Origin of the sequence: Mesorhizobium sp. M4B.F.Ca.ET.058.02.1.1 (assembly GCF_003952505.1) — a bacterium.
Classification (GTDB): Bacteria; Pseudomonadota; Alphaproteobacteria; order Rhizobiales; family Rhizobiaceae; genus Mesorhizobium.
The window spans coordinates 4763130-4789114 of record NZ_CP034450.1 but is presented as its reverse complement, the minus strand read 5'-3'; the positions used below and the strand labels follow the sequence as shown (position 1 = coordinate 4789114).

Annotated in this window: 9 protein-coding genes and 7 pseudogenes; 7 read left to right on the top strand and 9 right to left on the bottom strand. The window is 58.7% G+C overall.

Translation table 11 applies throughout. The features are described 5' to 3' along the window. Nucleotides 1-92: 92 nt before the first annotated feature. Together EJ073_RS23275 and EJ073_RS23270 are read left to right on the top strand one after the other, a co-directional pair. A pseudogene (locus EJ073_RS23275) lies at nt 93-1025 on the top strand (transposase); the annotation flags it as partial. Between the two features lie 402 nt (nt 1026-1427). Then, nucleotides 1428-2189 (top strand): annotated as a pseudogene (locus EJ073_RS23270) (IS5 family transposase). 714 nt (nt 2190-2903) lie between these two features. Here the strand turns inward: EJ073_RS23270 and EJ073_RS32475 are convergent. From EJ073_RS32475 to EJ073_RS23260, 3 genes and pseudogenes are all read right to left on the bottom strand, one after another. Continuing rightward, a pseudogene (locus tag EJ073_RS32475) lies at nt 2904-3479 on the bottom strand (omptin family outer membrane protease). After that, the gene (locus tag EJ073_RS32470; RefSeq protein ID WP_245455800.1) at nt 3443-3973 is read right to left on the bottom strand and encodes a hypothetical protein; all 531 of its coding nucleotides are present in this window, start codon (nt 3971-3973) and stop codon (nt 3443-3445) included. Before EJ073_RS32470 ends, EJ073_RS32475 begins: the two are co-directional and overlap by 37 nt. 136 nt (nt 3974-4109) lie before the next feature. Next, a complete protein-coding gene (locus tag EJ073_RS23260) occupies nt 4110-4817 on the bottom strand; it encodes a DsbA family protein (protein ID WP_126057744.1) in 708 nt (235 codons plus the stop codon). Nucleotides 4818-5120: 303 nt separating this feature from the next. Between EJ073_RS23260 and EJ073_RS32465 the strand changes: the two are divergent. Beyond that, nucleotides 5121-5501, top strand: a pseudogene (locus EJ073_RS32465) (insulinase family protein); the annotation flags it as partial. A 334-nt stretch (nt 5502-5835) separates the two neighbouring features. Next, nucleotides 5836-5970, top strand: a complete 135-nt coding sequence (locus tag EJ073_RS32810; protein WP_281033015.1) for a hypothetical protein — start codon at nt 5836-5838, stop codon at nt 5968-5970. A gap of 615 nt (nt 5971-6585) precedes the next feature. Here EJ073_RS32810 and EJ073_RS23240 read toward each other — a convergent pair. Then, nucleotides 6586-6834: an AbiEi antitoxin N-terminal domain-containing protein gene (locus tag EJ073_RS23240; RefSeq protein WP_190233808.1), complete on the bottom strand. Its 249-nt coding sequence runs from the start codon at nt 6832-6834 to the stop codon at nt 6586-6588. Between the two features lie 340 nt (nt 6835-7174). On the opposite strand from EJ073_RS23240, the gene EJ073_RS23235 reads away from it, so the two are divergent. Further along, entirely contained in the window at nt 7175-11161 is a 3987-nt protein-coding gene (locus tag EJ073_RS23235) for a hypothetical protein (protein WP_126057742.1), read from the top strand. A 135-nt stretch (nt 11162-11296) separates the two neighbouring features. Here the strand turns inward: EJ073_RS23235 and EJ073_RS23230 are convergent, their stop codons facing one another. Further along, nucleotides 11297-11692: a hypothetical protein gene (locus tag EJ073_RS23230; RefSeq protein ID WP_126057741.1), complete on the bottom strand. Its 396-nt coding sequence runs from the start codon at nt 11690-11692 to the stop codon at nt 11297-11299. Further along, nucleotides 11689-15921: a hypothetical protein gene (locus tag EJ073_RS23225; RefSeq protein WP_126057740.1), complete on the bottom strand. Its 4233-nt coding sequence runs from the start codon at nt 15919-15921 to the stop codon at nt 11689-11691. The genes EJ073_RS23230 and EJ073_RS23225 overlap by 4 nt, the downstream gene beginning before the upstream one ends. 696 nt (nt 15922-16617) lie before the next feature. On the opposite strand from EJ073_RS23225, the gene EJ073_RS23220 reads away from it, so the two are divergent. Further along, nucleotides 16618-18075, top strand: coding sequence for an NAD-dependent succinate-semialdehyde dehydrogenase (locus EJ073_RS23220; protein ID WP_245455332.1), 1458 nt, complete (start codon nt 16618-16620; stop codon nt 18073-18075). 263 nt (nt 18076-18338) lie between these two features. Here the strand turns inward: EJ073_RS23220 and EJ073_RS23215 are convergent, their stop codons facing one another. Next, entirely contained in the window at nt 18339-22247 is a 3909-nt protein-coding gene (locus EJ073_RS23215) for an AAA family ATPase (RefSeq protein ID WP_190233807.1), read from the bottom strand. A 512-nt stretch (nt 22248-22759) separates the two neighbouring features. Between EJ073_RS23215 and EJ073_RS32460 the strand changes: the two are divergent. Next, a pseudogene (locus EJ073_RS32460) lies at nt 22760-23048 on the top strand (IS110 family transposase); the annotation flags it as partial. Between the two features lie 210 nt (nt 23049-23258). Here EJ073_RS32460 and EJ073_RS23205 read toward each other — a convergent pair. Both EJ073_RS23205 and istA read right to left on the bottom strand, forming a co-directional pair. Further along, a pseudogene (locus EJ073_RS23205) lies at nt 23259-23963 on the bottom strand (ATP-binding protein). After that, nucleotides 23960-25441, bottom strand: a pseudogene (gene istA, locus EJ073_RS23200) (IS21 family transposase). Before istA ends, EJ073_RS23205 begins: the two co-directional pseudogenes overlap by 4 nt. Nucleotides 25442-25985 lie beyond the last annotated feature (544 nt).

Below are 25985 nucleotides of genomic sequence, written 5' to 3'. Positions count from 1 at the left end.
AAACCGGAGGCATCTTGATGACCCCACGTTAAGGGGTCCCGTTTCGACAAAAATCACCCCTCAAACGGGGTCCTCATTCCATGAAAAATCACAGGCAGGACGAGCTTATGCCGGTTCCCTACTTCCACGTGGTGTTCACGCTGCCCGCCGAGATCGCCGCGATCGCCTTCCAGAACAAGGCGGCGGTCTACACGATCCTGTTCAAGGCGGTCGCCGAGACGCTGCGCACCATCGCCGCAGATCCCAGACATCTCGGCGCCGGGATCGGTCTCATCGCGGTGCTGCACAGCTGGGGCCAGATCCTCACCTATCATCCCCACCTCCATTGCATCGTCCCGGCGGCATCTCACTCGATGGAGGGCGATGGGTCGCCTGCCGGCCGGGGTTCTTCCTGCCCGTGCGTGTGCTGTCGCGCCTGTTCCGCCGTCTCTTTCTGGAGGAACTCCGAGCGGCCTATGATGAGGGTCGGCTGGGCTTCTTCGGCGATTTCGCCTACCTGGCAAAGCCTGATGCCTTCGTCTGCTTGCTCGCCGAGGTTCGTCGCTATCAATGGGTCGTCTACGCCAAGCCGCCCTTCGGCGGGCCGAAGCAGGTGCTGGCTATCTCGGCCGCTACACCCATCGCGTCGCCATCGCCAATTCCCGACTGATCAGAACGGCCGACGATCGGGTCGCGTTCCGCTGGCGGGACTACCGCCAGCGCGGCAAGACGAAGATCATGACGCTCGACGCGCACGAGTTCATCCGTCACTTTCTCCTGAACACGCTGCCCGACGGTTTCCATCGCATCCGCCACTACGGCTTCCTTGCCACGGTAGTCGCGCCGCCAAGCTCGACCTGTGCCACAGGCTGCTGGCCGGATCGCAGCAGAACGAGCTCAAACCGGATCCCGAAAGCGCCGCTGTCGCCGCCGAGCGCCTTGCGGCGGCGCATCGCTGCCCCTGCTGCAGAGAGCCAATGATCACGCTCGCCATCTGGCGGTGCGGCCAGGCACCGCCGCGCCCCTTCCGGAACGACACCTCATGATCACGCCGGGTGCGTCCACATCACCCGGGTCGGTATCCGTCGCCATCCGCGCCGGCACCCACCCTTGGCCCGCCGCACAAAGCCGCAAACAGCCAGCCCGGCGATAGAAAGCACTGCAGCCTATCCGACGGCTCGCGCCATCCCGGTTCCGTCTTCCACCGTACCATCCTTCGCTGTCGCCGCATCGTGAATGCCCTTCACCAGCCTGGCGCCGACGATCCCGGCCGCTCCTCCAGGCCACAATCCCCATACCGCCGGACCGTCCCGCGGCTTCGTTCAATCCGGCTTGCAATGAGGTCCGAAGACTAGCGGGTGTGCTGCGTTGAGCATGCGGACCTCACAGAAGCCTCCAGATTTCCTTTTTGACCGCAGCGTGATTCAAGACTGCTTTTGGAGGCAGCCTTGGGTGTAATGGATCGGTTGATTATTGAGTGACGCGGCGTGGGATAGGATGTCGCCGCTGATCATCGGGCGTCCTGATCAGAAGGGCTCGACGGGCCGCGATAATCGGATGTTCGTCCAGGCGGTCCTATGGATTGTGCGAACGGGCTCCCCCCTGGCGCGATCTTCCCAATGTATTCGGCGATTGGAACAGCGTATTCCGCCGCTTCAGCCAATGGAGCAGCAAGGGTATCTGGTGGCGCATCTTCGAGGCGACGTCCGATGATCCGGACTTCGAATATCTAATCATCGATTCCACCATCGTCCGAGCCCACCAACATGCTTGGGGCCAAAAAGGGGGTCTGAAGACAAAGCCCTTGGTCGCTCCCGCGGCGGCTTGAGTACCCAGTTACACATGGCCGTTCGCGGATTGGGGTGCCTGTGCGTTTCACGCTTACTGCAGGGCAAAAGGGCGACGCGCCGCAAGCCCCAGCTTGATCGAAGGACTGTCCGCCGACGTGGTCCTGGCCGACACCGCCTATGACGCCTCCTATTTACGCCAAGCCATCGCCGCCAAGAATTCGGTCGCTGTCATACCCAACAACCCATCGCGCTCGCTCAAATATCCGCTCGACAAGCACCTCTATGCCCCGCGTCACCTCGTCGAGTGCTTGCTTCTCCAACTCAAGCAGTTCCGCCAGGTTCGCAACCCGCATCGAGAAAACCGCCCGCAATTACCGCGCCGTTGTCACTCTCGCGGCTATTGTCCTATGGTTGCGGTAACTGTCCACACGGCCTAGCCTACCTAACCCCTCACTCGCTGATTCCGCTCACAACCAACAAGCCGTCTTGATGCCTTAACAATCCTTTGGCGACGCGATGCCTGGGACGAGCCTCTCAATGGTCGTTGGAAGAACGACATCCAGGCCAACCCCCACCAAGGATGGTGGATCGGCAAGCCGATCTCATTGATCCGCTGAGACACCTCATCCAGCAGCTTGCGCCGTTGCGAAACAGCATCATCCGTCCAACTAGTGGCATCCTCAAGTTCAGGGTTTCTGGCCGGCCGCCTTAGTCGTGTTAGCTGACCCAGAACCTGATAGGCGGTGAGTTCGGAGGCCCCATATGGAACATGCATCATGGTAGCATGTGCATTGGGTTATCCCGAGCCTCGATGCACGACACGACGTGATGCGGCGGTGTCGCACGGGTTCTCACGGTTTGTGGCTTCGGGATCGCGCGGAAGGCCACGCTTTTCTGGCGGCTCGCGCACCGGTGCCAGACGGCCGTCGGGACCTTAAAATCGACGGGATGACCGGCGGACAACACCTCCACGCCGGCCATACCAGGCCTGGCGGACCGCCCGGACAATCCTGAGATCCTGGCCGACGTCGGCGCCGCTTGGATAGCCGCGATTGAAATGGATTGCGCGCAGAGGCATTGTGCGACCTTAATGCACGCATGGTCTTACGTGCTCAGCGTCAGAAACGACTGCGCTTAAAACGTCAGCTTGAAGCCGGCCGACAGGGTCAAGGCATAGAAGTCCATGCCAGCGCTATCCTTGTGGGTTCCTTGTTCGCCGGTCGCGATGCTGTAGGCCGTTTTGTAGCCTTTGTTGCGAAAATATTTGTCGACATTGCCGGCCAGGAAGACGCTGGCGCGGTCGGTCATCTGATAATCGATCTTGGCGCCGGCCGAGATAAACGGCACCGTGAAGAAGTCGTCCTCAAATCGCAGGCCGCGCCCCTCCTCGCGCAGCCAGTGATGGTCAACAGCGCTTGCATCAACGGTGAAGCCGCTGCGGAGCAGACCCGAGAGCGTCAAGTTCCCGAGCGTCGTGGTCGCTTCCGCGCCAAGGAACAGGCCGAATTAGCGCTGTTCGTAATCGATGACCGGTTCGCCGTCCGGGAACTTGCCGCGATCCTCGCGAAAGCCGAAGCCGTCCCCACTATATATGTACGAACCGCCATAGGCCTTCCACTTCATGTTGGTGTATTTGAAGCCGCCATGAAGGTTGATAACCGTGGCATCGTTGATCACGAAGTCTGGGCCTGCTGCCATGTCAAGGTTGATGTAGCGGTCAAGGCGGGTGTCGGGGTGGATTGACTGATCCGACCAATCCTGTCCGGCAATACGCCGTTGGCTGAGATGGTCCAGTTCTTCCAGACCTCGGCCTTTAGCCCGGTGGTCAGAACCGGCGCGCCGGTTTCCCAGATCAATTTGCTGATACGATTGCCCACTTCGTCGTAGAAAAGCTCGTTGCCCTTTAGCCAGGTGTAGCCAACGCCACCAAGAAACACGACGCTCTTGTCGGGCGCTGAATAGGTGGTCGAATGCGCCGCCATGGCGATGGTCGACGATGTGCAGAACGTGCCGAAAGCAAGAATTGCAAATGCTGATGTGCAGCGATTCATGGGGCCTCCTCGGGATATCCGTTGGTGATCTTTCGTTGAACGACGGCGGCTCACAGCGCCCGTTCGCAGGCGTTGTTTGTCGCGGCGACCATTGCTGGGTATTGGTGCAAAGACGTTGAACTCCGATGCGATGTCCGGGACGGCTTTGGTCATTGCCCTTTGTCTGGTGCGCTGCATAGAACGGCGTGGTCCGCCCACTACCGCGTTGCCGGGCCATATAAGAGATTTGGCCCGGCGCGAGAGGCGGCACTCGTGGCCAGAGAACGGGATTGCACCGGCCGCCACGCTGTCAAAATGCCGAAGTTGGTGATCCGGCACGACGCTTAGCTTGTTCCCGCTCCTTGGCGATGAAGCGTTCCAGCGTGTGAATCTCGAGCACACCTGAAATCACTTCGTCGCCGAGAACCAACGCCGGCGTGACGTTGATGTACAGCTCCCTGGCGAGCGCGCAATTGCGCTCGAGGACGCTTTCGATGGCGCGGTCTTCCATGTCCCGCTTGAGCTGCTCAACGTCGAGGCCAACGTGTCGTGCGATAGTCAAGATGTCGAATTGGCTGAGCTGGCCGCGAGCAGCCATAAGGGCGTGATGGAACGCCTCATATTTTCCCTGTTTGCTGGAGGCGAGCGCCGCCAGTGCGGCAAATTTGGAACCCGGTCTCTTGCCCGGACAATGTTTGTAGACAACCTTCAGCATGGGATCATGCTTGAGGGCTTGCTGGATTGTACGGTCTTCCGCCCGGCACCGCGGGCAGTTGTAGTCCAAAAATAAGACGAGAGGGACGTCGCCATTCGGGTTGCCAGCAGTTGGCGCAGCGGCGTCGTTTAAGAGTGCGTCGCGCCGCTCTGGAATGAGCTTCCGCCAATGCGCGACGAGCCGGCTATGGTTTTCATGCTGGCGCACATAGTCTTTGATAACTGGACCATATCGCGTCGCCAGCCCGGAAAAAAGCAGGGCTAGGACTGAAAGGGCGATAGGGCCGGCTTTTGGATTAAGCATGGGGGGCTCCAAGTAACGGTGGAAGGCAGGGCAGCAACGGCCGGCTTCTGACACCCGAAGCTGACAGCAGCCTGAAAGCCTCAGGACATTTGCGTCACGCGGGGTTCAGCGTAGCGTCACCTTCAGAAAAGGATCCTGCCCTCGAACTGGAGCTCGGCACCCCTGATGCAACTACTGCTCGTCAGACGACAAGGACCTTGGCAGTGCTGTACGCGAACTCACGATGGCTGGTGGCCACGCGGTCGATTGGGCCGAAGCGCGGTGTTACGGCCCAGCGTTAGCCACGCGGCCGGTGATCTTTCTGTCCACGCCACGCTCTGGCAGAACCAGCCCTACTGAATGCCTGTCATCGGCTGGATCCAGGAGATGGAGAAGCTGGACTGGAACAGGGCCTTCTATGACAAATATTACACGCCCAACAGCGCCGTGCTGGTCGCCAGCGATGTCGAGCCGGAGACGGTCAAGGGGCTGGCCGAGAAGACGTATGGAACGGTGCCGGCGGCTCCTGGTCTAACCGGCATCCGCCCGTTCGAGCCGCAGCAGAACGCCAAGCGCGCGGTGACGCTGACCGACGTGCGCATTTCAGTGTCGCGCTTTTCCACGCAATGGGTGGTGCCGTCCTATCGTACAGCCTCACCCGGCGAGGCAGAGGCGCTGGACCTGTTGGCCGAAATCCTCGGGGGCTGCGGAGTATGCCACTGCACTTGGTCTGTCGCCGCATGCTTTGCGGATCTGGCGCAAACGCCTGGAAAAAATCCGGCGACGAAACCGAGTGGCGATCCCTGCTTCATCCGAGTGCCCGAGCCCAATTAAGCAGCGCTGCTAATTGCGCGCGACGCAAATACCGCTTGATGCCGGACGCGGTGGATGGGCGATCGAACCGGCGCCGCTTCAGCGACGAGCAGAAGCGAGCGATCGTGCAGGAGACGGAGAAGCCGGGCGTCGCCACAAGCATAGTATTTCGCTGGCGTGTCGAGTTCGGCCTGACGGCCCCTGCAAGGTGCCACAACTGGCAACGATGGTGCTTGCCGACGGCGCGGCGAATGAGCCGCTCGCGCTCGCGGCGTTGCAGCCGCCGGCCGCCATGGCGGCGATCGAACTGGCTGATGGACGGCGCGTATTGCACCGGTGGGGGCGACTGCGGCTGCGGTGAAGCGGCAGCCCACTGGTAAGGAGAAGGCTTCATAATCATCGTTCCGGCCGGCGTGAAAGTGCATCTAGCATTGGGTCACACCGACCTGCGCAAGGGGCTCGATGGCCACGCCACGCTGATCAGGGCGTCAGTTTGCTGCATGGCTTAGCCTCGTTCCACGACAACATTCGAGCGGTGAGAAGGATCGTCTGGGCTTAATTAGCCAGCGAGGAAACTTGAGACGCCTTTTGATCGGAAATCGATCGAGCCTGCATTTGGCGCGGTCGCGTCCCGCCGGCACATCGGCTTGGCTAGCGCAGCTTTTGGAACGCAAACCAACCAACGTGGTCGCCACAGAAATGGCGAACAAAACGGCCAGAATCGCTTGGACGATTATCGTCCGGAAGGAGAATTTCGTTCCAGCAGCGACCTCGAACCGTGGCGTGAATCAACAGTTTCGAGGACGCTGGGAGCCGCACCCAAATCCCATGACCAACAATGAAAAGTCTGCAAGGCGGCGGTCGAACGCGCCTGCGCCAATCCTTTCGCCTTACGGGCGAAGAACGCGCGCAACTCGCGGCGGCTGCCAACGGCCAGACGATCAGCGCCTATGTTCGTGCGAGGCTGTTCGTCCCTTCAGATCGGCCGGTGGGCGTGTGAGCGGTTAACCCGTTTTAGGTCGGTGCGGAATATGGTCTGCAGAGCGGCGACGACGCCTTGCCAGGTAAGATGTGTACCGGGGCGTATATAGACACCGAATGCGAGCGGCGTGAGCTGCCTGCTTTTGACTAGATTATCGAGCGCGTGGCGATCGAAGTCCGGATTCTGCTCGGACAGCCAACGCTTCGTCACCGGTAGCCCCTCAGGCACCAGGTTTTGCAGCAATTGTCTCCGGTCGGTGTTCGTTGGCATAGGTTTAAAAAAAACTTACGATGCGGCGCTCATCGCCGTATTTCGTGGCTCTTATAATCTATCACTTTTAAAGTGAATTTACAGTCTTTCCAAAGTGCGGCGATGATCGCCGCAAATTTAGATATTTGCAAACAAGCACTTTGCTCAATACGCGAGACTCAGCGGATTAATCGGGTTGTCCGACCGGCGCCACGCGTCAGCACGATGGAGTTGACGGGAGCTAGTGAACGAATCCAGGCACACGCCAGTTACGTGCGTTCCACCACTTAAAATGCAGCTTGGGTGAGACATTGGCGGCGCTTATGCTGCATGAATGGACTCGAATTATATTCCACGATCGCTCTATCACGGGGACCGGATCATTTCAGAGGCGGCTTTGCTCGCCGAAGAGGCACTCATTGTTGTGCTAGCAGAACCAGGTGCTGGCAAGAGCGATCTTCTGACGAGCATGGCCGCCCATTTAGGTGGTGAATTCTGCACAGCAACCAGCTTCCGTCACCGATCGGTGATAGCCGAGGTTCCGTCATTGGTCATCGATGCTCTCGATGAAGTGGCCCGTATAGATCAATCTGCAATTGATCAGATTATCGTCAAGGCAAAGGAGTCGCAGGCGGGTACCGTCGTGCTGGCCTGTCGCTCCAGTGAATGGGACCCGGCACGAACCCGGCTTTTGCAACAGTGCTTCGGCTCTGAGCCGGCCGTGGTACGGCTTTTGCCGTTTTCCGAAGCAGAACAGAAGCTGCTTTTTGAAGCCTATCTTCCGGGAGAGGATTTCACAGCGTTCCTCAATGAAGCTGCTCGCTTCGAGCTCGTGCCGCTTTCAGGTAATCCGCAATTTCTCAAGCTCTTCTCCGACGCGTATGTGCAGAGCGGTCGGAAGTTCGTGACAAAAAGCAGGATTTTCGTTGACGCGGTCGAGAGGCTGACCTCGGAGCGAAGCGCGTCGCCAAAACAGCGCGGACGGCCGCCCTCTAATGCAATTATCCACGTCGGAGAAGAGCTCTTTGCAAAACTGCTGTTATCGGGATCGACAGGCTTATCTTCTGTAGAGCAGCCAGGCGACATGGATTTCCCGTATCTGCGGGCGGTCAGCACCGCTGACCTGTCATTGTTGCAATCCACGCTCGACACGCGGCTCTTCAAACCATCAGCCACACCCGCGAGGCACGAGCCGGTGCATCGCATCGTTTCGGAATATTGTGCCGCACGCTATCTTGCGACACGCATTGACGATGCTGCCGATCCGCTTTCCCTTGGCCGGTGTCTCGCGGTAATCGCGCCCAACAGCGTAGTGCGCGACGAGCTTCGGGGCATGCTCGGATGGATGGCGGCTGTAGGAAGTCAGCATATCCAACGGGCCTGTATCGACGTCGACCCTTATGCGGTGCTGGCCAACGGCGACCCGTCGCAACTTACGTCGTCCTCCAAGCATCTTCTCATGACACGACTGCGCGAGCTCTCAAAAATCGATCCGTATTTCCGCCGCAGCGACTCCTGGCGGCGATTTAGCGTGGCCGGCCTCTTCAGCGTCGATATGGTCGATGAACTGAAAGAGCAGCTGATTGGCGACAAAGTCGCGCCCGAGTTGCGCGATCTTCTTCTCGAACTTCTTCAAGCACCCGATGCTATCCCGCACCTCGGAGAAGAGCTTTGCTGCATCATGCTGGACGCTGACAACGAGTTGTCATCTCGTATTCGTGCGCAGCACCTTCTCACAGAATTGCCGGACCGCGATCGCGGGCCGGATGTCACAACCCTGATTGCGATGGGCGATACAGCATCGTTGGGTATCGCGACTGATATCATCACCGAATTGGGTATGAAGGTGATCGGAAGGGAGCAGGTACTCGCCTTGCTCCAAAGAATTGCCGCAACAGGGAAGGTCAGGAAACCACGCGATCAAGCGGCGCCGGAGCTTCGTTTTTACGTGAGGCAGTTTATCGGCACGTTCGACCTGCCCGACACAGAATGGCTTCTCGACGAGCTTACCCGCGGTCTCACCTGCACATGCGGTGCAACACGCGAACATCGATGCAATTGTCGTATCGAGGTCAGCAAGATCGCAGGCTCACTGCTTGACCAATATTTCAAGCTGTCGACCAAAACACATGCGTCAGACGAAATTTGGGGATGGACGAAATCTCTGACGTTTGATCGCACCAAATCGTCAGATCAGAGCATCGCAGTGCAGGCACTGACCGAGAACGACGAATTACGGCAGGCGATACATCGGCTCGCTTTCGCAGGTTGTGCCGACGACAAGGACGTATGGGACGTTCGGATGCGCCTCTCGATGAGCCAGTGTCATTCGGGGTTGCACATGAACCTACATGATTATCGTGCCCTGCTCGACCATGCCTTTGAAACGGGCAATGCCGCATTGTGGGGCGGGTTTTATTCCATGCATAACATTTATTCGGAAAAGAAAGGTCCAGACGATTTCCGCGCCTTGATGCGCAGGCAGGGACGCGAACGATCAGAGCTGCTCAGAATCTGGTCCAAGCGTGAGCGTGAAACCCGTTCATTGATAGACAAGGATCGGTATCGCTGGCCGAGATCAAACCGTAGATGGCAACGCAAGGAAGATGAAACCAAACTAGCGAAGCTGGCCTTTTTTCGAGAAAATTTGCCAAGAATCGAGGCCGGTGCGCACTGGGGTGCACTCCGACTGATTGCCGACTACTACCTTCTCCAACCCGAAAAGATGGGCGAGATATTCGATGACGTTCGCAGCGCTGACAGAGCGCTTCTGAACAGCTTCCCCTTGCTCGACGAACATGTTCCGACTCTATCTGCTCTTTCTCAACAACGGAAAGCGGTCACGCGGGTCCTGCATGCCGCAGGTCTCGCATATTTTCGCGGGTCAGGAACTCTTGAGCGGATCGATCGTAAAGTCCTTGCCGCCGTGAAGACTGATTTGGGGGGGTATGGTGGATATGGGGAAGGAGAAGGCAAGGCTTTGGAAACCGAGATCGATCGACTGCTGTTTGGGGATCTTTCGGATGTCGAAGCCTATGCGCGAGAATTTATCGAACCCCAGCTAACCCAACCGGGCGACCCACCTACGGATGTGGGCTGGCTTCGTCACAAACAGGCATTCAAACCTCTTCAAAAAACACTGGCGTTGGAATGGCTGGAGCGGTTTCCGGAAATGCCCAAGGGGGCCAGAGATACGCTCTTTGACATCTGTGCCGAGCATGCTGATCGCTCAAGACTGCGGCACTTAATCGAACGACAATGTGCGGCGTGGACCGGGCGTGAAGCTACGACCGACGACGAAAAGTCCGACCAAAAATTCTGGTTCCTGCGGGCACTATTCTTCCTAGAAGATCCGCCGGGAGCTGTTTGGGAAGCGCTAAAGGCCGATCCGCAGACGATAACCCGTTTGCAGCATCGAGCGGGCCGTTTTTATCGGGATGACGCGGTGGGGTGGCCTGTGCTCTCGGCCAAGAAGGTATTTGCAATCTTAGACGCATACGTCGATGTATGGCCCAAGGTCTTTCTACCCAGCTCGTGGGGTACGGGCGACCCGCCCGGCGAAACGGCCTATCGCTTTCTGAGCGATGTGATTCACCTAATAGGACGCGATTCTCCTGATCAGAGCCTCCCGGTCCTGGACAAGCTTTTGTCCGATGATCGCTTTGCTGATTTCCACAGGGATGCCCGCAGCATGAAGGCTGCGGCGCACCGGAAACAGGCGCTACAGGATTTTCGAACGCCCTCTGCAAAGGACATCGTCAATTTTCTCGACCATAGCAAGATCGCCACCGTGGAGGATTTGCGTGCATTGTTGGTTGAAGAACTGGCGGAATACCAGCGATGGGTTCAGGGCGCCGAGACCGACCCGCTCAACATGTTCTATCCGGGCGGCGAGCACCTCGATGAAAATAGTTCGCGCGATCGGATCGTGGACCGGCTACAGGTGAGGATGTCGGCCTTGAACCTCTCCGTCACAGTCGAACATCACATGGCGCATGCGAACCGATGCGACATCACAGCATCAGTGATGATTGACGGTCGACGGCGGCTGCTCGTCATCGAGGTCAAAGGGCAGTGGCATTCAAAGCTCTTTTCAGCCGCCTCGGCGCAGCTTCACGACCGCTATAGCGTGCACCCCGATGCGGCGGATCAAGGCATCTATCTCGTTCTATGGTTTGGGGCCGGTGGGAAGATCGCGGGGCGTAAAGACTTATCCATAACGACGACGGCACAGCTAAAGGACGCTATTGTTGAACAGATGCCGGTCGATCTACGCCGGGTCATCGACGTGGTCATTCTGGATCTTTCGCGAAGGCCTTGAGGCTCGCGGGATGCAACGGGGTGCGCAGCGACCCCCTTGCCAAGAAGGTGCGGAAAAAGCGTATTGCGCCCGCACACATCTTGCGAAACACGCGAACGGAGTTCGTTTGGTTCATCTGAACCGCGTTCGGATGCCTCAATTCAGCTTCGTATTGCGAGGCCAGAGGCTGTCGACAAGCTTTTGGTCGAGGAATTTCTCCCCCATATCCTTTTCGCGTTTCTCTATCGCTCGCTTAAGTTCAGAGCGCTGTCGCTCGAACATGATCTGAGAATGATGGTTCAGTTTACATCCATCAAGCATCCGCCAGACGCGACGGTCAGCACTGCTCTTGAGGAGTTCGAAATCCGCTGACGCGGCTATGCCATTTTTGGCTGACCTGAACTGCTCCAGCCAATGAATAATTGAGCGGCGGCGCTCCCTCCATCCTTCGGCATAGCGCCAGACATTTCCGAGCCAAGACGCCTGTATGTCCAGGCGCTCTAGGTCTTCGACGCGCGGCGACGAAAGGCCCAGATAGCCCCGAACAATCATAGCCCGCCCCGTCTCCAGATGGAGGGTGATTGGGCCTCCGAAATAGTCCAACCGATCAACCGCTGCTGGAGGTCTGGAGCCTCTGCGTGCAAGGTGCAATCGAGTAGCTCGCGGTCGTTTTCACAGGAGTCGAACGCTTCAATCTGAAGTGCCCACCCCTCGGGGCTCGTGCACGCGAAAGGCATGGTGAGAAGCCAGTCCGAGCCGAGGTTCGTTCGATATACAGTATGATGTCTCGTAGACAGGAGGTTACGCCAAATCGAGGCAAAACGAATTGGATCGCATCTGAGTCCAACGGAGACCGTGGGGTATAGGAGACCAGGTTCATGGACAGCGAGTTGATTCAGATTGTCAGCAGACTGAACTGAGAGGAAATCCGAAATAGCCTCAAAGGCGGTCGGCTCTGCGGTCCAGAGCGTTTCAAGGCCAGCGCTCGGAATGGTCCAGTCGGGACGCCGCCTGCCGCTTGCAAGGGTCGATTGATCCGAACGCTGAACAGCCTCAATTGCTTGGTCAATGATTTTTTGGCGCGCATCGGCATCGAAGCCCAATCGAAATCGTTCGGCTGGCGTAAGAGCCGATTTATCGAGACCGTGCTGAAACGTGACACTTCGAGTTTCCAGTTGAGTGTCGTCAATTGCTAAATTGGAAATGGACGTCGCGGGCGATGGTCGCTTTTCTGCGTCCAAGACTGACCGCAGTTTGGCGATCAAAATGGCACTGATCACCGTTGGCCCATCCTTTGTATTCTCGACGGCGCGCACAAGATGGCGAGGATGAAGACGCCGAACCACCTCATTGAGGGAAACTGACGCCTTTGCGAGAACTAAACTTCCCCAGAAGGCTTCATCATCGTCTCGGGCATTCCCCACAGTCCAATCCAAGGCTATCAACTCGGCAGCGGCCGAAGGCGCATCGGATCTAGCTAAAATCTCCAGTTCGGGTGCTCGGCAATGCGGAGATGGTTGTCTCAGGCGCTCTAGCAATGCAGTGCGCAGGCTATTGGTCAAATCCACACCCGTGGCAGCCACCAAAAAGAGCGCACTTCGCAACCGATTTCGTTCGAGGCCGCCATGAATAGCTTTCGCTAATCCATCGAGCCCAGTGGGACTCGGCAGGCTGAACGTCAGCGCCAAATCACGATAGATAACTTGCGACGGTTCCAAGTTCAGGAGCAGGCTAATCTGCTCGTCGCCGTCCTTTGCCAACAAAAATTCGGCCGCCATTCGCAGATTCGCGCTATCCGTATCGTCCCCAGGTATCGACACAAGCGGCACAAGGTCGGCTGCATCGAGTACCGACATTTCCATGATGATACCAAACAAGGCTGTTTCCGCCGACACTTGGCCGGCCGCGACGTGACCCGAAAGTCGGCGCGTAATGGCTGCTCTATCATCGCGCGCTGCTCGGGCCAAAACGGGCATCCAATGCTCCAATGCAAGGGATTCGGAAGTGTGGCCCCTTGATTGATAGATTGCCGTAACCTCGAGATTTCTTGCAAAATCCGTGGCCTCGCGAACAAGCCTTTCCGGTAGTCTCATCTCAGGATGGAGTAGCCAGTCCCGCGCAGATGACAAGCGAACATGAGGTTTTTCGGTTTCGTCGGCGACCTTCTGAATGGCTTCCTCGACGGTTGCAGGTCTTTCCCATACTGAAATCGTTTTGATTAACTCTTGTCGTTCGTCTCTAAGCCCAGATTTGTCAAAGGCGTGTGCAACGACGGTCATGGCCTGAGGCGTCCCAATTGCCCGTCCAAGTGAACCTGCGGCATGCGCCATCAGAATGTCATTGCCCAAGGTGAAAGATTGCGCTTGTGACAACGCTTGATCGACTAGGGTGATCTCGGAGGGTTCGGCACCGCGCAGCAGCGCTGCGATATATTTATCGTCATGGTCTCCGTACCGAACAGACCCGGCTATGGACCAAGCCCTTATCAAAGGCATCAGGTCATCACGTCTGTGAAAAGCAAGAACGCTGACGGCGTAGCCAAAGGCGTGCGATCCATCAGGCTCTTCGCCATCTGCTATAGTAAGAGTTTCATCGGCCTCTTTGAACGGTTCATTCAAAACCAAGCGATTGCCGAGGCGTTTGCGCAGTCGCTCAAGTCGCTTTTCACGCAAAGCAGACCGGTCGTCTGTTTGCCCCAAGAATGGCCACTCCATTAGACCGACCAAGCCGGCCCAATGACGAGCACGTTCAATCAGTGCTACCCTCAATTCGCTCGCACCAGTGAGGGGTCTAATAATATAAGCAAGGCGTTCGGACGCCTCTGCGTCGCCTGCGAACCAGACGTACTCGGCGACATCCACAAGAGCTGTGTTTATGCGCCGTGAAATAGCAAGCATGTCGTCTTCGTGTTCGTCGGAAAGGTTAGGCCTATCGAGCCAAAGGGCGAATATCGCGGCTTGGGCTGCTCTCCTACCGTCCGCCAATGCGGCGGCCCAACTGGCAACACGAAGCACTTCACAATCGAATGAGGCCCCGCCCCACGGCTCTATCCAGCTTCGAACTTCACTGACAATCTGTCCAATCGTCCAATCCGCAGGCAGTTCTAGCGCTCGGCGCCAGAGATCCCAGCCAAGTGCAAATGCCGCGAATGACAATGTCAGACGGGTATCTTCCCCGGACCGTTCGGCAAGCCCGCCGTCAACCAGTTCCGTAAGGGTTTGCAAGACGCGCTCTGGATTGTCCGCAAAAGGGTTTGCGTTCCGGACGGCGTGATGTAGGTCAGCCGTCGCTATTCGCGAAGGATTCGGCGATGCCTTATCGATTGCCTTTGCAACTTGCCGGAGTGCTTCCTTGAAATCGGGTTCCGCAAGGATGTCACGGTTTCGTGCCAGGCGGTCTTTCCAGTCCTCCCAATACAGGCGAGCTGGCGTGAACTCGCCCACTTTTTCAAGCTCTTCACGGTATCGGAGTGCTAGGTCGAAAAGTCGCGGACGGCGTAGCAATTCCGTCATTTCATCGGACAAAGAGGATCGGCGAATTTTGTGGTTCTTAAGACCTCGGTCGAGTTCCGGGTCTGTGAAGAGGCCTATACGGATAACTTGGGGTTTCTGGCTTAGTCCAACAAACTCATTGAAATCGTGCTCGAACGCATAGGGACGACACGTAGCAAGAACACGAACGCGTTGGCGATAGGGTTCGTCTTGCAGTCGCGTCAGCAACTCGGTCCAATCGCTCTTTCGTCGTTCGTTGAGACCGTCCAGGAAAAGTGTCACGATAGGGGCTTGGATATCGTCATACCTGAGCAACATCTCGGCCTTCTTGACCCATTCCGCCGGGGAGCGACCCAACATCATGCTGAGCGCGCAACTCATGAGTGTTATGGGGTCTTTCGAAACGGAAACCGCTTTGGTAACCGGAAGCAAGAGGGTCTCAGAGGCATTCTCCAAAAGCCAATGAAGGGCGGAGAGAGTCTTGCCAACTCCTTCGTCGCCGACAAAAAAGCAGGGATTTCCCTTTGTCGCCGCAGCTTTGATGCTTGCGCTGTTAGCACCGACCACATCACGGCGAACGAATTCGGCCCACGGGTCACCCAACCGTCCAGGGGCGGGTCTAGCCCTCAGGCGAAGGACCAGTTTCTGCGGTTCCGACATTGTCTCTCGCCACCAGGCATCGACTGCCTCACGCAACGTCGCAAGCGTGAAATCGGGTCCCGAGAGTTTTTGGCGAAGCTCAAGAGCCCGCCCAGAAAAATTTGCCTCCTGTCTAAGGCGGTCGATCGCGGCTTGGGCTTCTGCCGGAAGCCGTAGGGCAGCGGCTTTTGGCGCCATAGCGATCAGTTGGACGAGGTCTGAGCCGCCCGTGGGCGGAGCGTCGAGCGTGAGAAGGCCGATTGCTTTTTCTTCCGCCTCGCGGCGGAGTGCTCGTTCAAGTTGCTCTGGGACAGGGCGACTAGCAGCGAGCACCCAGAGATCAGGTTTCGGCTCACGATGGGTCGCTTCAACGAAGCCACCGAGTACATTGCGCTGATTTAAAGAAGTAGTGTCTCGATAGAGCTTGGCTTCGAAAACGGTTTCAAACGGGCCTCGTGCACTTCCGTCACCACCGTACTGGCTTCCGCTTCGCGAACAAAAGAAGCGTCTCCCACAGATTTCTGACAGCGCTTCGCCTATAAGATTCTCGAATTCGCCGTCTCCTATGCTTTGCATATGCCGAAGCAGAACTTCTTCATCGAGCGGCCTTTTCGTTGCCCCGCGCTTCTTCCGGCTAGCCATTTTCTTCATCTTTCACGCCAGTATTTCGGAATAGATATCTGCATTGATTCTTACAAAGCAAGGCATCCTATCCATCAAGAGAACATGCTCCCATCGGGGCCTTCATCCCGGGTCAGACTCCAGCAACACTTTTCCACAGATGGTGTATAGAATTTGGTACGATCTCTTGTGCTTCCGTAGCACTTCCGCGCAAAAAGCGCGTGATTGCGCCTCAAACAGCGGTCAGCTAACTTGTTATTTATAATGCCCTTCCCGAGAGATGGGTGACAGTTCATTCCGGGCACATGGGTTACACAATCGGGCTTTTTGCGGGGGATGCACAGGTCACGCCAAACGCCCTCAACGGGGCAGAGCTGGTGCGGAGTGCGGCTTGAGACGCATTCGCCGGTTCAGTCGCCCGATTCACCAGATCGGGGCGCTTCATGCCAGTCTCCCCCTTTGCAGAGGGCGCTGATCGTGCCGCACAGCCCGACTGAATGCACTACCTTCGGCTGGGAAGCCGATGTCCATTGTTCAGTTTGCGCCTTGTGAGAACCGCAAGCCAAAGAGTTCAAAAATTCCCTTTCAAGTTGAGTGAGACGGCCTTCCAGCCGTATGGCCGAGGCCCTATAAGGAATCCGCGGGTGCGGAATACACACCGACGCCCTGCCGACATACATATTCGCTGCGTTTAAGAGGAATCCGGTATTGCCCCTGTGCCTACCGATGATCCGCCACCTGAAATCCCCGGACCTGTTTGGCGTCATCGATCGCCCGCCGGCATTCGGCACGCAGGTTAGCGAGCGGACATTCGAGGTCCTCAACCCGTCGAGCGGCGAAGTGCTGGCAGAACTTCCCGACATGGGCGTGGAGGAGACACGCGCTGCGATCGACAAGGCATATGTAGCGCAGCCTCGATGGGCGGCGCTGACCGCCCGAGAACGCAGCGACGTTCTGTGGCGATGGCATCAGCTGGTTGTTGACCATGCCGGTGATCTTGCCGCCATACTCACTGCAGAGATGGGCAAGCCGTTTACCGAAGCCAAGTCGGAGGTTTCGCATGCGGCCGCGTATCTGCAATGGTACGCCGAAGAAGCCAATCGAATTTATGGGGAGACGATCCCCGCACCGTCGACGGACCGTCGCATGATGGTGATCAAGCAGCCAATCGGTGTCGTCGGGACAATTACGCCATGGAATTTCCCGGCGTCGATGGTGGCGCGCAAGATCTCGCCGGCCCTGGCGGCGGGCTGCACAATCGTGCTCAAGCCTGCTGAACAGACGCCGCTCGTGGCAGGCGCAATGTTCGCCCTCGCCCACCAAGCCGGCTTTCCCGACGGCGTCGTCAATTTGATCTATGCGTCCGAAGGTGACGCCATTAGACGCGAACTCTGCTCTAATCCTAAGGTCCGAAAGGTCAGCTTTACAGGTTCGACCGAAGTCGGCCGGCTGCTCATGCGCCAGTGCTCGGACCAGGTCAAGAAGGTCAGCCTCGAGTTCGGCGGCAATGCGCCTTTCATCGTTTTCGAGGACGCCGATATCGACGCTGCGGTTGACGGCGCGATCCAGGCGAAGTTCCGCAACGCCGGCCAGACTTGCGTTTCAGCGAACCGTCTTTACGTCCAATCGAGCGTTCACGATGAGTTCGTCCAGAAATTCGTGGAGAAAGTGCGGCACTTATCGGTTGGCGACGGCTTCGCTCCGGGAGTGGACGTCGGACCACTCATCGACACGCATGCTCTGGCCAAGATCGAGTCGCACATCGCAGATGCCCTTGCCAAAGGTGGGACAATTCGATGCGGCGCGGAACGTATCGGCAAGGACGGCACCTTCTTCGATCCGACAGTCCTCACAGAAATCTCCAGCATCATGGCGGTTGCGCAAGAGGAGACTTTCGGGCCGCTGGCGCCGATCATCCGCTTCCACGATGCGGATCAGGTTGTGCGTGAGGCAAACGACACGATCTACGGGCTCGCCGCCTATTTCCGTGCCTCGAACCTGAGGCGTGTCTGGCGCGTGGCCGAGGCATTGGAATATGGCATGATTGGCATCAACACGGGGCGTATGTCTTCGGAAGCGGCGCCCTTTGGCGGCATGAAGCAGTCCGGCATCGGGCGAGAGGGTTCCCGCCATGGGCTCGAAGACTACCTCGAAATGAAATATCTCTGCATGGGCGGCATCTGAGCGTCTGCTTGCGCGGTTCGCAGACCGGGTAACCCAGCGAGCGATCTTCGTTGGTGTGAATTGTAAGGATCGCTCCTCGGTAAGGATTGACGCGCGGCTCCGCAAGCTGCCCCGGCGGGAGAAGTTTGATTGCCACCATCAAGCTCGGCGGCGGACGCAACCCGCCCGCAATCCTCGACCCGTCGGTCGAGTCAAGGTCTGCTTTGACGCGACACGACCTGCGTCATTGAACGTACAATCGTGGGATCAGATGTCGATTGCGGCTAGACGTTGTAAAGCACACCGACGATTTTCCGGGCGCCAATGACCGTCGGAACCCCATTTGCAGCCTTTCCCACGGAAAGGACCTGTGACGATCCCATCCCGCCTATGCTCTCGAACAGCCTGAAATGGGAAAGATCGCCCGGAAGCGCCGTGCCCACCCGCTTGAAAATGCTGGATCCGTCATCAAGGCAAAGGGCGACGAGCGCATCCTGGTGATGCCCGAGGGTGTCGAGCTGGATGTGGTCTCCTCCGAGGACAACTTGCTTATCAAGAGCGAGCGGCACGGCACTTTCATCGACCACGCGGAAGGCGATTGCGATCCGCTGCAACTCCCTGTTGGCGTCGACTGCCACGGCCTCTTCCGGGCCATGATCGACCCTAACCGTGTGGTCGAAAATGATCCCGACAACTTGGTGAATTGCCGTTTCATCCTCGGGAAGAAAGACGCTTTTTGGATTGCGGATGCGCGGGTCCGGCGTCTCGGCGGTGAGGGCGATTAATCCGCCACCATTTGCGTTGCGAACTAACCGGCGCGCGTAAACGTCCTTGCCGTGCCGAGCGATCACCAGCCGCCGGTCCGCGCTTAACGTGGGTATGGATTTGACGATAGCGAGGCTGCCAGCGGGTGCCGCGAACCCAAAGTTGGCTCGCCTGAGATAGTATGCAACGCAGCTCTCAAGAACGCAGGGCTCGAGAATTTCCGGCTCGTCCTGGGTTTCCGCAGCCGCGCGATGCCTAGTAAAGGCCGCCAAATCGGGACAGATGACGACCCGCGGTGCAGCGAGCGAAGTGAAGTCGATAGCTGGCGGCGCCGCAAGCTTCTGCTTCGCTGCTGGTAAGTCCCGCCGGCGCCAGCGATAGCATTCTTCACGAATGTCCTCCGCAAGTTTGATCAGATCAACCAATTGGCCAGCGTATTGCGCGACCTCACCAGCCGTGATGTCTTGGCGACGCCCGTGGTGGGCCTTGTTCATCAAGGCCACCACCGGGGAGTTGTCACCCAGCGCAGGGTGTTCAGCGAACCGCCTGAAAATGTCTGCGCCGAACATCCCGGCCGACCCGGCCCGTACCAAGGGGCGCATTCGCTGCACGAAATCGGCCAGCGTGGGATTCGGTGTGGCCTTGGCCCAGGATGAATGGGCCGGATCGTCGAACAGGTCACCAAGCTGCGCCTCGAGGAACACGCGACATCCATCGGCGAACTCGCGTGCGGGCTCTTCTTCATTTGGGTCGGCATCGAAGCGCTTCTTCCGCTCAAGCAGGACGGAATGGGGCACGATCGTCCTGACACGGGGCTGCAACCGCGTCGCGGGGTGCACGGCAAGATGCTCAACTCCGCCCGGAAGCTGGATTTTGGCGACCCGGCCGCAGAAGCGAGGATCATAGGACGTAACGATCACCTGCGCGCCACCACTCGCCAATTTTCCGAGCGCGGCCGCCAGCCGCTCCCGGTTTTCGTCGTCAAGCAGCTCCTGAGGATCGTCAAGCACCAGGGTAGTCAAGCCACCGCGCTCCTTCAGCACGTGCTGCCAGAAGGCGAAAAAGAACGCGACCAAATTCGCTCGCAGGGCAGACGCGTTCGTGACATGTTGGGCCGGGGCCGCGACGCCTCCTGTCTGGACGACAAGGTCCAATTCCCCTTTGCGGCCCATGCCGGTGTCGACGAGTTGGTGAGCCGTATCGCGAAATGCGCCGAGATAGATGATATCACGCCAAGCGGCGGCATCCGTTCGAAGAATCTTGCGAAGCTGGTCGACTTGCTGGTCAGCCAGCGTCCCCAAATCAGCGAGTCGACCGAGCGCCGCGCTTGCCGTCGCGTAATTGTCAAGCCGGGCTTCAGCCGCCCGGCGCGTCGCCAAATGCTTTGAAAGCCGCGCACACTGGCTCAGCGCGTCCGAGATCGGCTCGGCTGCTTTGACGATGCTTTGGAGTTCCAACAGCTTCCCCGTAAGGGTCAGTTTCTCTGTATGCTCCCCTTCCTTGGGCTTGCGCCCGAGCACACGGGTGAGGACCTGCTTTGCCAAGGCATCGTTGTTCTGGCGCCAATGGGCAAAGCGGATTGCTCGGTCAAGGCGCTCCAAGGCTAGTTGAAGGTCGCTACAGCCTGATGGCAACGCGATGGCAAGGGGATCATCCAACTCCGCGCGGTTCTGGAATACGGCATCGAGGCTTAAGGCCGTTGGAGATTTCAATTCGCCAAGAATGCCTGCGAACGGTGCGAACGAAAAAGCCTCGTCAACCAGCGCTTTTCGCAGAAGGTCGCACGGATGCGCCGGCAAGTCGACGACCAACTCAGTGCGAAGCGCCTCCGGTAACGAGCGCAATAGAACGCCATGGGCATTTGCCGCCCAATGGGCTAGGGTTTGCGACAAGAGGTCAGCGTCGGAGGCAGACCCGGCTAGGTGCTGTTTGACCGGTTGGCCCGTAACAGGGTCAACAGCATGGGAATGATCGCCACCACAGACGACGCACCGGTTTTGGTCGCGTGCTGGGTCCGGATGATCGGCCATCCAGGCCTTGATCCGTGCATACAAGCGTGTGCGCGCTGCGCTCGATGGATTTTGCGCCAGCTCCTGCAGGGTGCGTGCTTCCGTCAGAATGGCAGTTAGCCTGTTTTCGGCGTCGCCAAGCTCGTCCGGCGTCAGTTTGCGGAGGTCGGCGAGCCGTGCGATCGACTTCAACGTTTGAGGCTGGCTGACACGCTCGAGCGCCCGACTGATATTCTCTTCGAGGTCCGAACGCAGTTTTGCATCGGCGGGGTCAAAACGCCCGCCAAGGATCTCTTTCGCGGACTCAAACGCGCATGCCTTTGCGTCATCGAAGTTCGTCTTGATGGTCTTAAGCTTTTCCTCAATGGCCTTGTCGTCCGACGGGATTGGCACTAGCGTCGGCGGCTCCAGCATAGCATGCGTCCGCAAGATCTTTTCGAGGTCGCCTTTGGCAATGTTGTAGTCGGCGTCCGCCCTATCGCGTTCGCCGCGCTTGGCCTTGACGAGATCTTTGTCGATCTTGGTTTTCGCGCGACGCGAATGTGCAGCAAGGTCCACGAGCGCTGACAACCCTGTAAGCTCGGACACTGCGCGTCCGAGTTCCGACTCAGATCCCAACTGAATGAGCGGGAGTAACCCCGGCATGACGGTGCCGATTCGAAGTGCGATGGGATCGACCCCGAGCGGGGTTAGATCGGGCGGCAACTCCTTCAGCTTGCCCTGAAGCGAGCGCGTCATGCTGCGGCGGATGGGGGGAAGCTTCACGCCGCCATCTTCAACGAAGGTCAGTTCAACCCATGTATCAGCTGGAACCCAGTCCTTGTCGGGTCGGTACTGATCCAAGAATGGCATGGGTGTCAGTGACGACAATTTGTGCGTTGTTCGTTCGTCCTCCGCATTACCTATCCAGCAATCGAAGTCCTCCGGGCTTTCAGGTTCGCGCTGGGGCCGAAGCATCTGACCTGTGAGCGTCCAGATGACGGCATTGAGCAGCGAGGTCTTGCCGGATCCGTTCCGCCCTTCGAAGAGCGTGATTGGGCACGAGAACTCGTGGACATAATTCTCCGGGGCCGCATCCGGTGTCCCAAACTTATGCAGGCCGGCGAACCGGTGGGCCTCCACCCTCTTAAGCCGAAGCCGCCTGTTGTTCGCGTTCGCGGGCCGCGAGGGCAAGGCCTTCACAGCAGGTGGCGGTTGGGAAATCGCCTCTACGAGTTCTTCCGCATGCGGAGAGCGGACATCAGCAGTCCAAGCCGCAGGGCCACGATTTTGGTACCATCCCAAGGCGCTACGCGTTGCAGCATCAGGCAGAGAAAAGGTGCGCGCGCCCTCAATGAGAACTGGCGTGCCTGCGATTAAATCGGCAACTAACGAGTCAATGGTGTGCAAATGTAGCGCACGAGCATTCGATCCATCCATGTTTTCGTTTGTCCATTGTTTCGCCTGAGACATCGTTCACCAAAGGCAGCTTGCTTTGGCTCGGCCGCACCGCGTAGTCATCAGCAGTTCTTTTTTTGATAGGCGCGGGACGGTAGACCCCAGTATGCTTATTGCGATGTCCGTCTTCGCATGCTGTTTGATCATTGATGCCCTGCATGGAGACCGGACTAGTACGCCTTACAACCTCTCGTAAGAACCAATGCCAAGCTACCCGCCGAACACTTCTGTCGATCACCGGCAGTTCCCTGGACGTTCGCGCCTCAGTAATCTGGCTGCTTTAAGTGATTCTATTCCCCAGTCTCCGTCCTGGTAGGCCAATCCTCAGACGGCTCAATGCCCGCATGGTGACATATAGCAGCCCCAGATGGACCGGGCTGCGCGAATAACCGGAACATCGTCGCAGGAAATCGGCGTTTTCGCGCCGTCTGCGCACAAGACCTGCAATTGGCTGCTGACAGGTGCGAACTCCCCGTTCTACGGTCGCGCAGGGGTTGCGGAGGTGCATCGTTGCGTGAAGGCGTGCGCGACGGCGCATTATTGGGGACGCGAGATCGCGGAGCTCGGCCGTGAAGTTCACCGTGCTGCGCCATCCGGTGGTGTGAAGCCGTTCACCAAACATCAGAAGAATGACACGGCAGACGCCGCAGCTATTGTCTAGGCTGCCACCGGACCTCCGATGCGGTTTGTAGTACCGAAGACCGAGAAGCAGCAGGCCTGTTCGATGATCGTCCGGACACGCGATCTCTCGTGCGACGGAGAACGCAGGTCATAAATGCTCTTTGGGCCCACAGGGCCGAACGTGAGGTCATTGCGTCGCCATCCCCGTGTCGTGGCCGTCTTTCGGCAGATGGAGAGGCAGCCTATAGTGCGACAATCTGGGAGAGAGGTGCGCGACAATCTGGATGAGAATCTTGTGTCGCGGCGATGGTGATGATCGCGGCATTGATTGTCGCGCGCAAGAGGTTTTGTCGGTTTGGTTGTTGCGGAGCGTCAATCAGGAGCGACGTTAGCGGGTGTCGCATATGACGCCGGCCGGCCTGGCCCTCGCTTTCGCTCGATCGCCTCGCGGCGTCGATAGCTCTCGACATTCAGCTCGAAGATTGTCGCGTGGTGGACAAGGCGGTCGACCGCGGCGAGCGTCATGGCGGGGTCCGGGAAGACCTTTCCCCATTCGCCGAAGGGCTGGTTGGCGGTGATGAGCATGGAGCGCCGCTCGTAACGGGCGCTGATGAGCTCGAACAGCACGCTGGTCTCGGCCTGGTCCTTGGTGACATAGGTCGTCGAGGATCAGCAGGTGGAAGCGGTCGAGTCGGTTGATGGCGGCTTCGAGGCCGAGTTCTTTCCGCCACCGGGCGGGCCGAACAGAAGCCGGTTCGCTCCCTTCTCGAGCCAGCTGTCGCCGGCGGTGATCGCCATCACCTGCTCCTTTGAGATCATCGGCACCGCCTCGAACTCGAAAGCATCGAGGGTCTTTCCCGGCAGCAGGCGGGCTTCGGCGAGATGCCGCTCAATGCGGCGTCGATCGCGTTCGGCCAGTTCGTGCTCGGTGATCGCGGCGAGAAAGCGGGCGGCGGGCCAACCTTCCTTGTCGGTCTGTTCGGCGAACTGGGGCCACATAACCTTGATGGCCGGCAGGCGCAGCTCGTTGAGGAGCAGGCTCAGCCTTGCGGCATCGACGGCGTTGTTGGTCTTCATGCCGCGTCTCCCGTCAGGCTGGCCCCGATCAGGGCTTCATAGGCGTTGAGCGGAGCAAGGCGCACGACGACATTCGGCAGCCGGGACGGATCGGGCGCGAACCGTTCCCGCAAGGCCGCCATGTCGGGCAATCGGCGCGCCTGCAGCGATGCGTCCAGCTGATCGGCCAGTTCCCTCTCGCAGCCGCGCTCGTGCGCAATGGCGAGAAGATCCACCATGATGCGGCAGGCCTGCCGCTCCGGCAGCCGATCCATGAGCATGTCGAAGGTTCGCCGATAGGCCTCGCGCGGAAAGAGCTGGTCGCGGTAGACCAGTTCAACAGCGCCATCGGCTTGCGGCGCAGCGAATGGATGACGTGCCGGTAATTGACGACCTGGTCGTGCTTGCCGACGGCGAGGCCCGCCCGCGCGGCAGGGTCATGAGCTGCGTGCCGCCGATGAAGATATCCAGCCGATCATCGAACAGGCAAACCCTGAGCCGGTGGCCGATCAGGCGTGAAGGCACGGTGTAGAACACCTTGCGCAGCGTAAAGCCGCCCGCCGACGTGACCCGCACAGAGACCTCATCATAGTCGGACGTGCGCCGGACAGGCAGTTCCTGGAGTTCGGTGCGCTCGATGTCGATGCGCTTGGAATTGCGGGCGTTGACGCGGCTGACGATCTCGTCGACGAAGCAGCGATAGACGGCCAGATCGTCGAAATCGCTCGATCCCTCATCAGCAATGCATCGTTGATCGCCCGCTTGAGATGGCCGTGAGAACCTTCGATGGAGCCGTTCTCGTGCGCGATGCCGGCATTGTTGCGGGTCGCCGTCATGCCGTAATGGCCGCACAGTTCCTCGTAGCGATGCGTCAGGTCCGCGCGGGCATCCTTGTCCAGGTTGCGGAACGCCGCCGACAGGCTGTCGCTGCGGTGCTCGCGCGGTACCCCGCCGAGCAACCAGAGTGCGTTCTGCAGGCCTTCAGCGAGCGCAACGAAGCTCTCGCCGCCGAGCACGACATGGGCATGCTCGAAGCCGGAATAGGCGAGTCGGAAATGGTAGAGACGGTGATCGAGCGGCTGTCCGGCGATGGTGACGCCAGCGCTGCCCATATCGGTGAAATCCGACAGGCCGAGGCGGCCGGGTTCGTGCGCTTGCCGGAAGATGACTTCCTGTTCCTCGCCATGGACAGCGCGCCAGGATCGGACGCGACGCTCGATCGTGCGGCGAATGGCGTTGCCCAGCTCGGGATGACGCCGCAGCATCTCCTCGAAGATGGCGACCGGTCGGATGCCGGGCGTGGTCCGCGGCAGCGGAACGATCTCGGCCTCAAAAATGTCGGCGAGCGGATCGGGGCGGCGCCGTTGTCGCGGAACCTTCCTCTGCTAGGGCAGCCTCGAATCCTTCTCGATGCGATAGGCCGTGGCCGTGCTGATCGACGCCTTCGCCGCCGCGACGGCCGTCGTATGGGTCTGCCGGAACTTCATGAAAAGCCTCATCTGGTGATCGGTTACGTGGCGGCCGGGCACAAAGTGATTCCTCCAAACGGAAAAACCACCGGCATACCCGGTCGGCCGCGAACACCAGACACGCTCCGAAAGGAACGCCGCCGGCGGCTTGAAACTCCGGTCGGGCTACGACCTCCCTGCGTCTCAAGCCGCCGGCATTCTCATCCTGATTGACGCTGCGCTCTCACTTTGATTGCCGCGCCGCAGCAGCCCATGAGATCGCGCTCGCCCGGTGCCCTAAGTCTCTCGGGCGCCTCTTAGGTTGTCCATCCGCGCCCCAATCCTCTTCAGCCGGACATTGCGCCGCCTAATTTGAAGTTCTGAACGCAAGTACGTCTGAAAAGGCATGCCCGGCAGGAGACTGAGCTCGCTGCCGGGCCGGGCACGCCTTGGGAGGTGGCGTAAGTCAGAGTTTATCGCAGAGGTGGGACCACTCAGTCCGCACGTTTTGCTGAATAGCGTGCATTTAGCGTGCCAAGGCAAAAGGCATTCAAAACACCCGAGTCTCAGCTTCGACACGTTGCATAGTCGACAT

Excerpts from the sequence above, each read along its gene's own strand:
- EJ073_RS32470 (WP_245455800.1), bottom strand. The coding sequence starts at position 3,973 with ATGACCAAAGCCGTCCCGGACATCGCATCGGAGTTCAACGTCTTTGCA.
- EJ073_RS23260 (WP_126057744.1), bottom strand. The coding sequence starts at position 4,817 with ATGCTTAATCCAAAAGCCGGCCCTATCGCCCTTTCAGTCCTAGCCCTG.
- EJ073_RS32810 (WP_281033015.1), top strand. The coding sequence starts at position 5,836 with ATGGTGCTTGCCGACGGCGCGGCGAATGAGCCGCTCGCGCTCGCGGCG.
- EJ073_RS23235 (WP_126057742.1), top strand. The coding sequence starts at position 7,175 with ATGGACTCGAATTATATTCCACGATCGCTCTATCACGGGGACCGGATC.
- EJ073_RS23230 (WP_126057741.1), bottom strand. The coding sequence starts at position 11,692 with ATGATTGTTCGGGGCTATCTGGGCCTTTCGTCGCCGCGCGTCGAAGAC.
- EJ073_RS23225 (WP_126057740.1), bottom strand. The coding sequence starts at position 15,921 with ATGAAGAAAATGGCTAGCCGGAAGAAGCGCGGGGCAACGAAAAGGCCG.
- EJ073_RS23220 (WP_245455332.1), top strand. The coding sequence starts at position 16,618 with ATGATCCGCCACCTGAAATCCCCGGACCTGTTTGGCGTCATCGATCGC.
- EJ073_RS23215 (WP_190233807.1), bottom strand. The coding sequence starts at position 22,247 with ATGGATGGATCGAATGCTCGTGCGCTACATTTGCACACCATTGACTCG.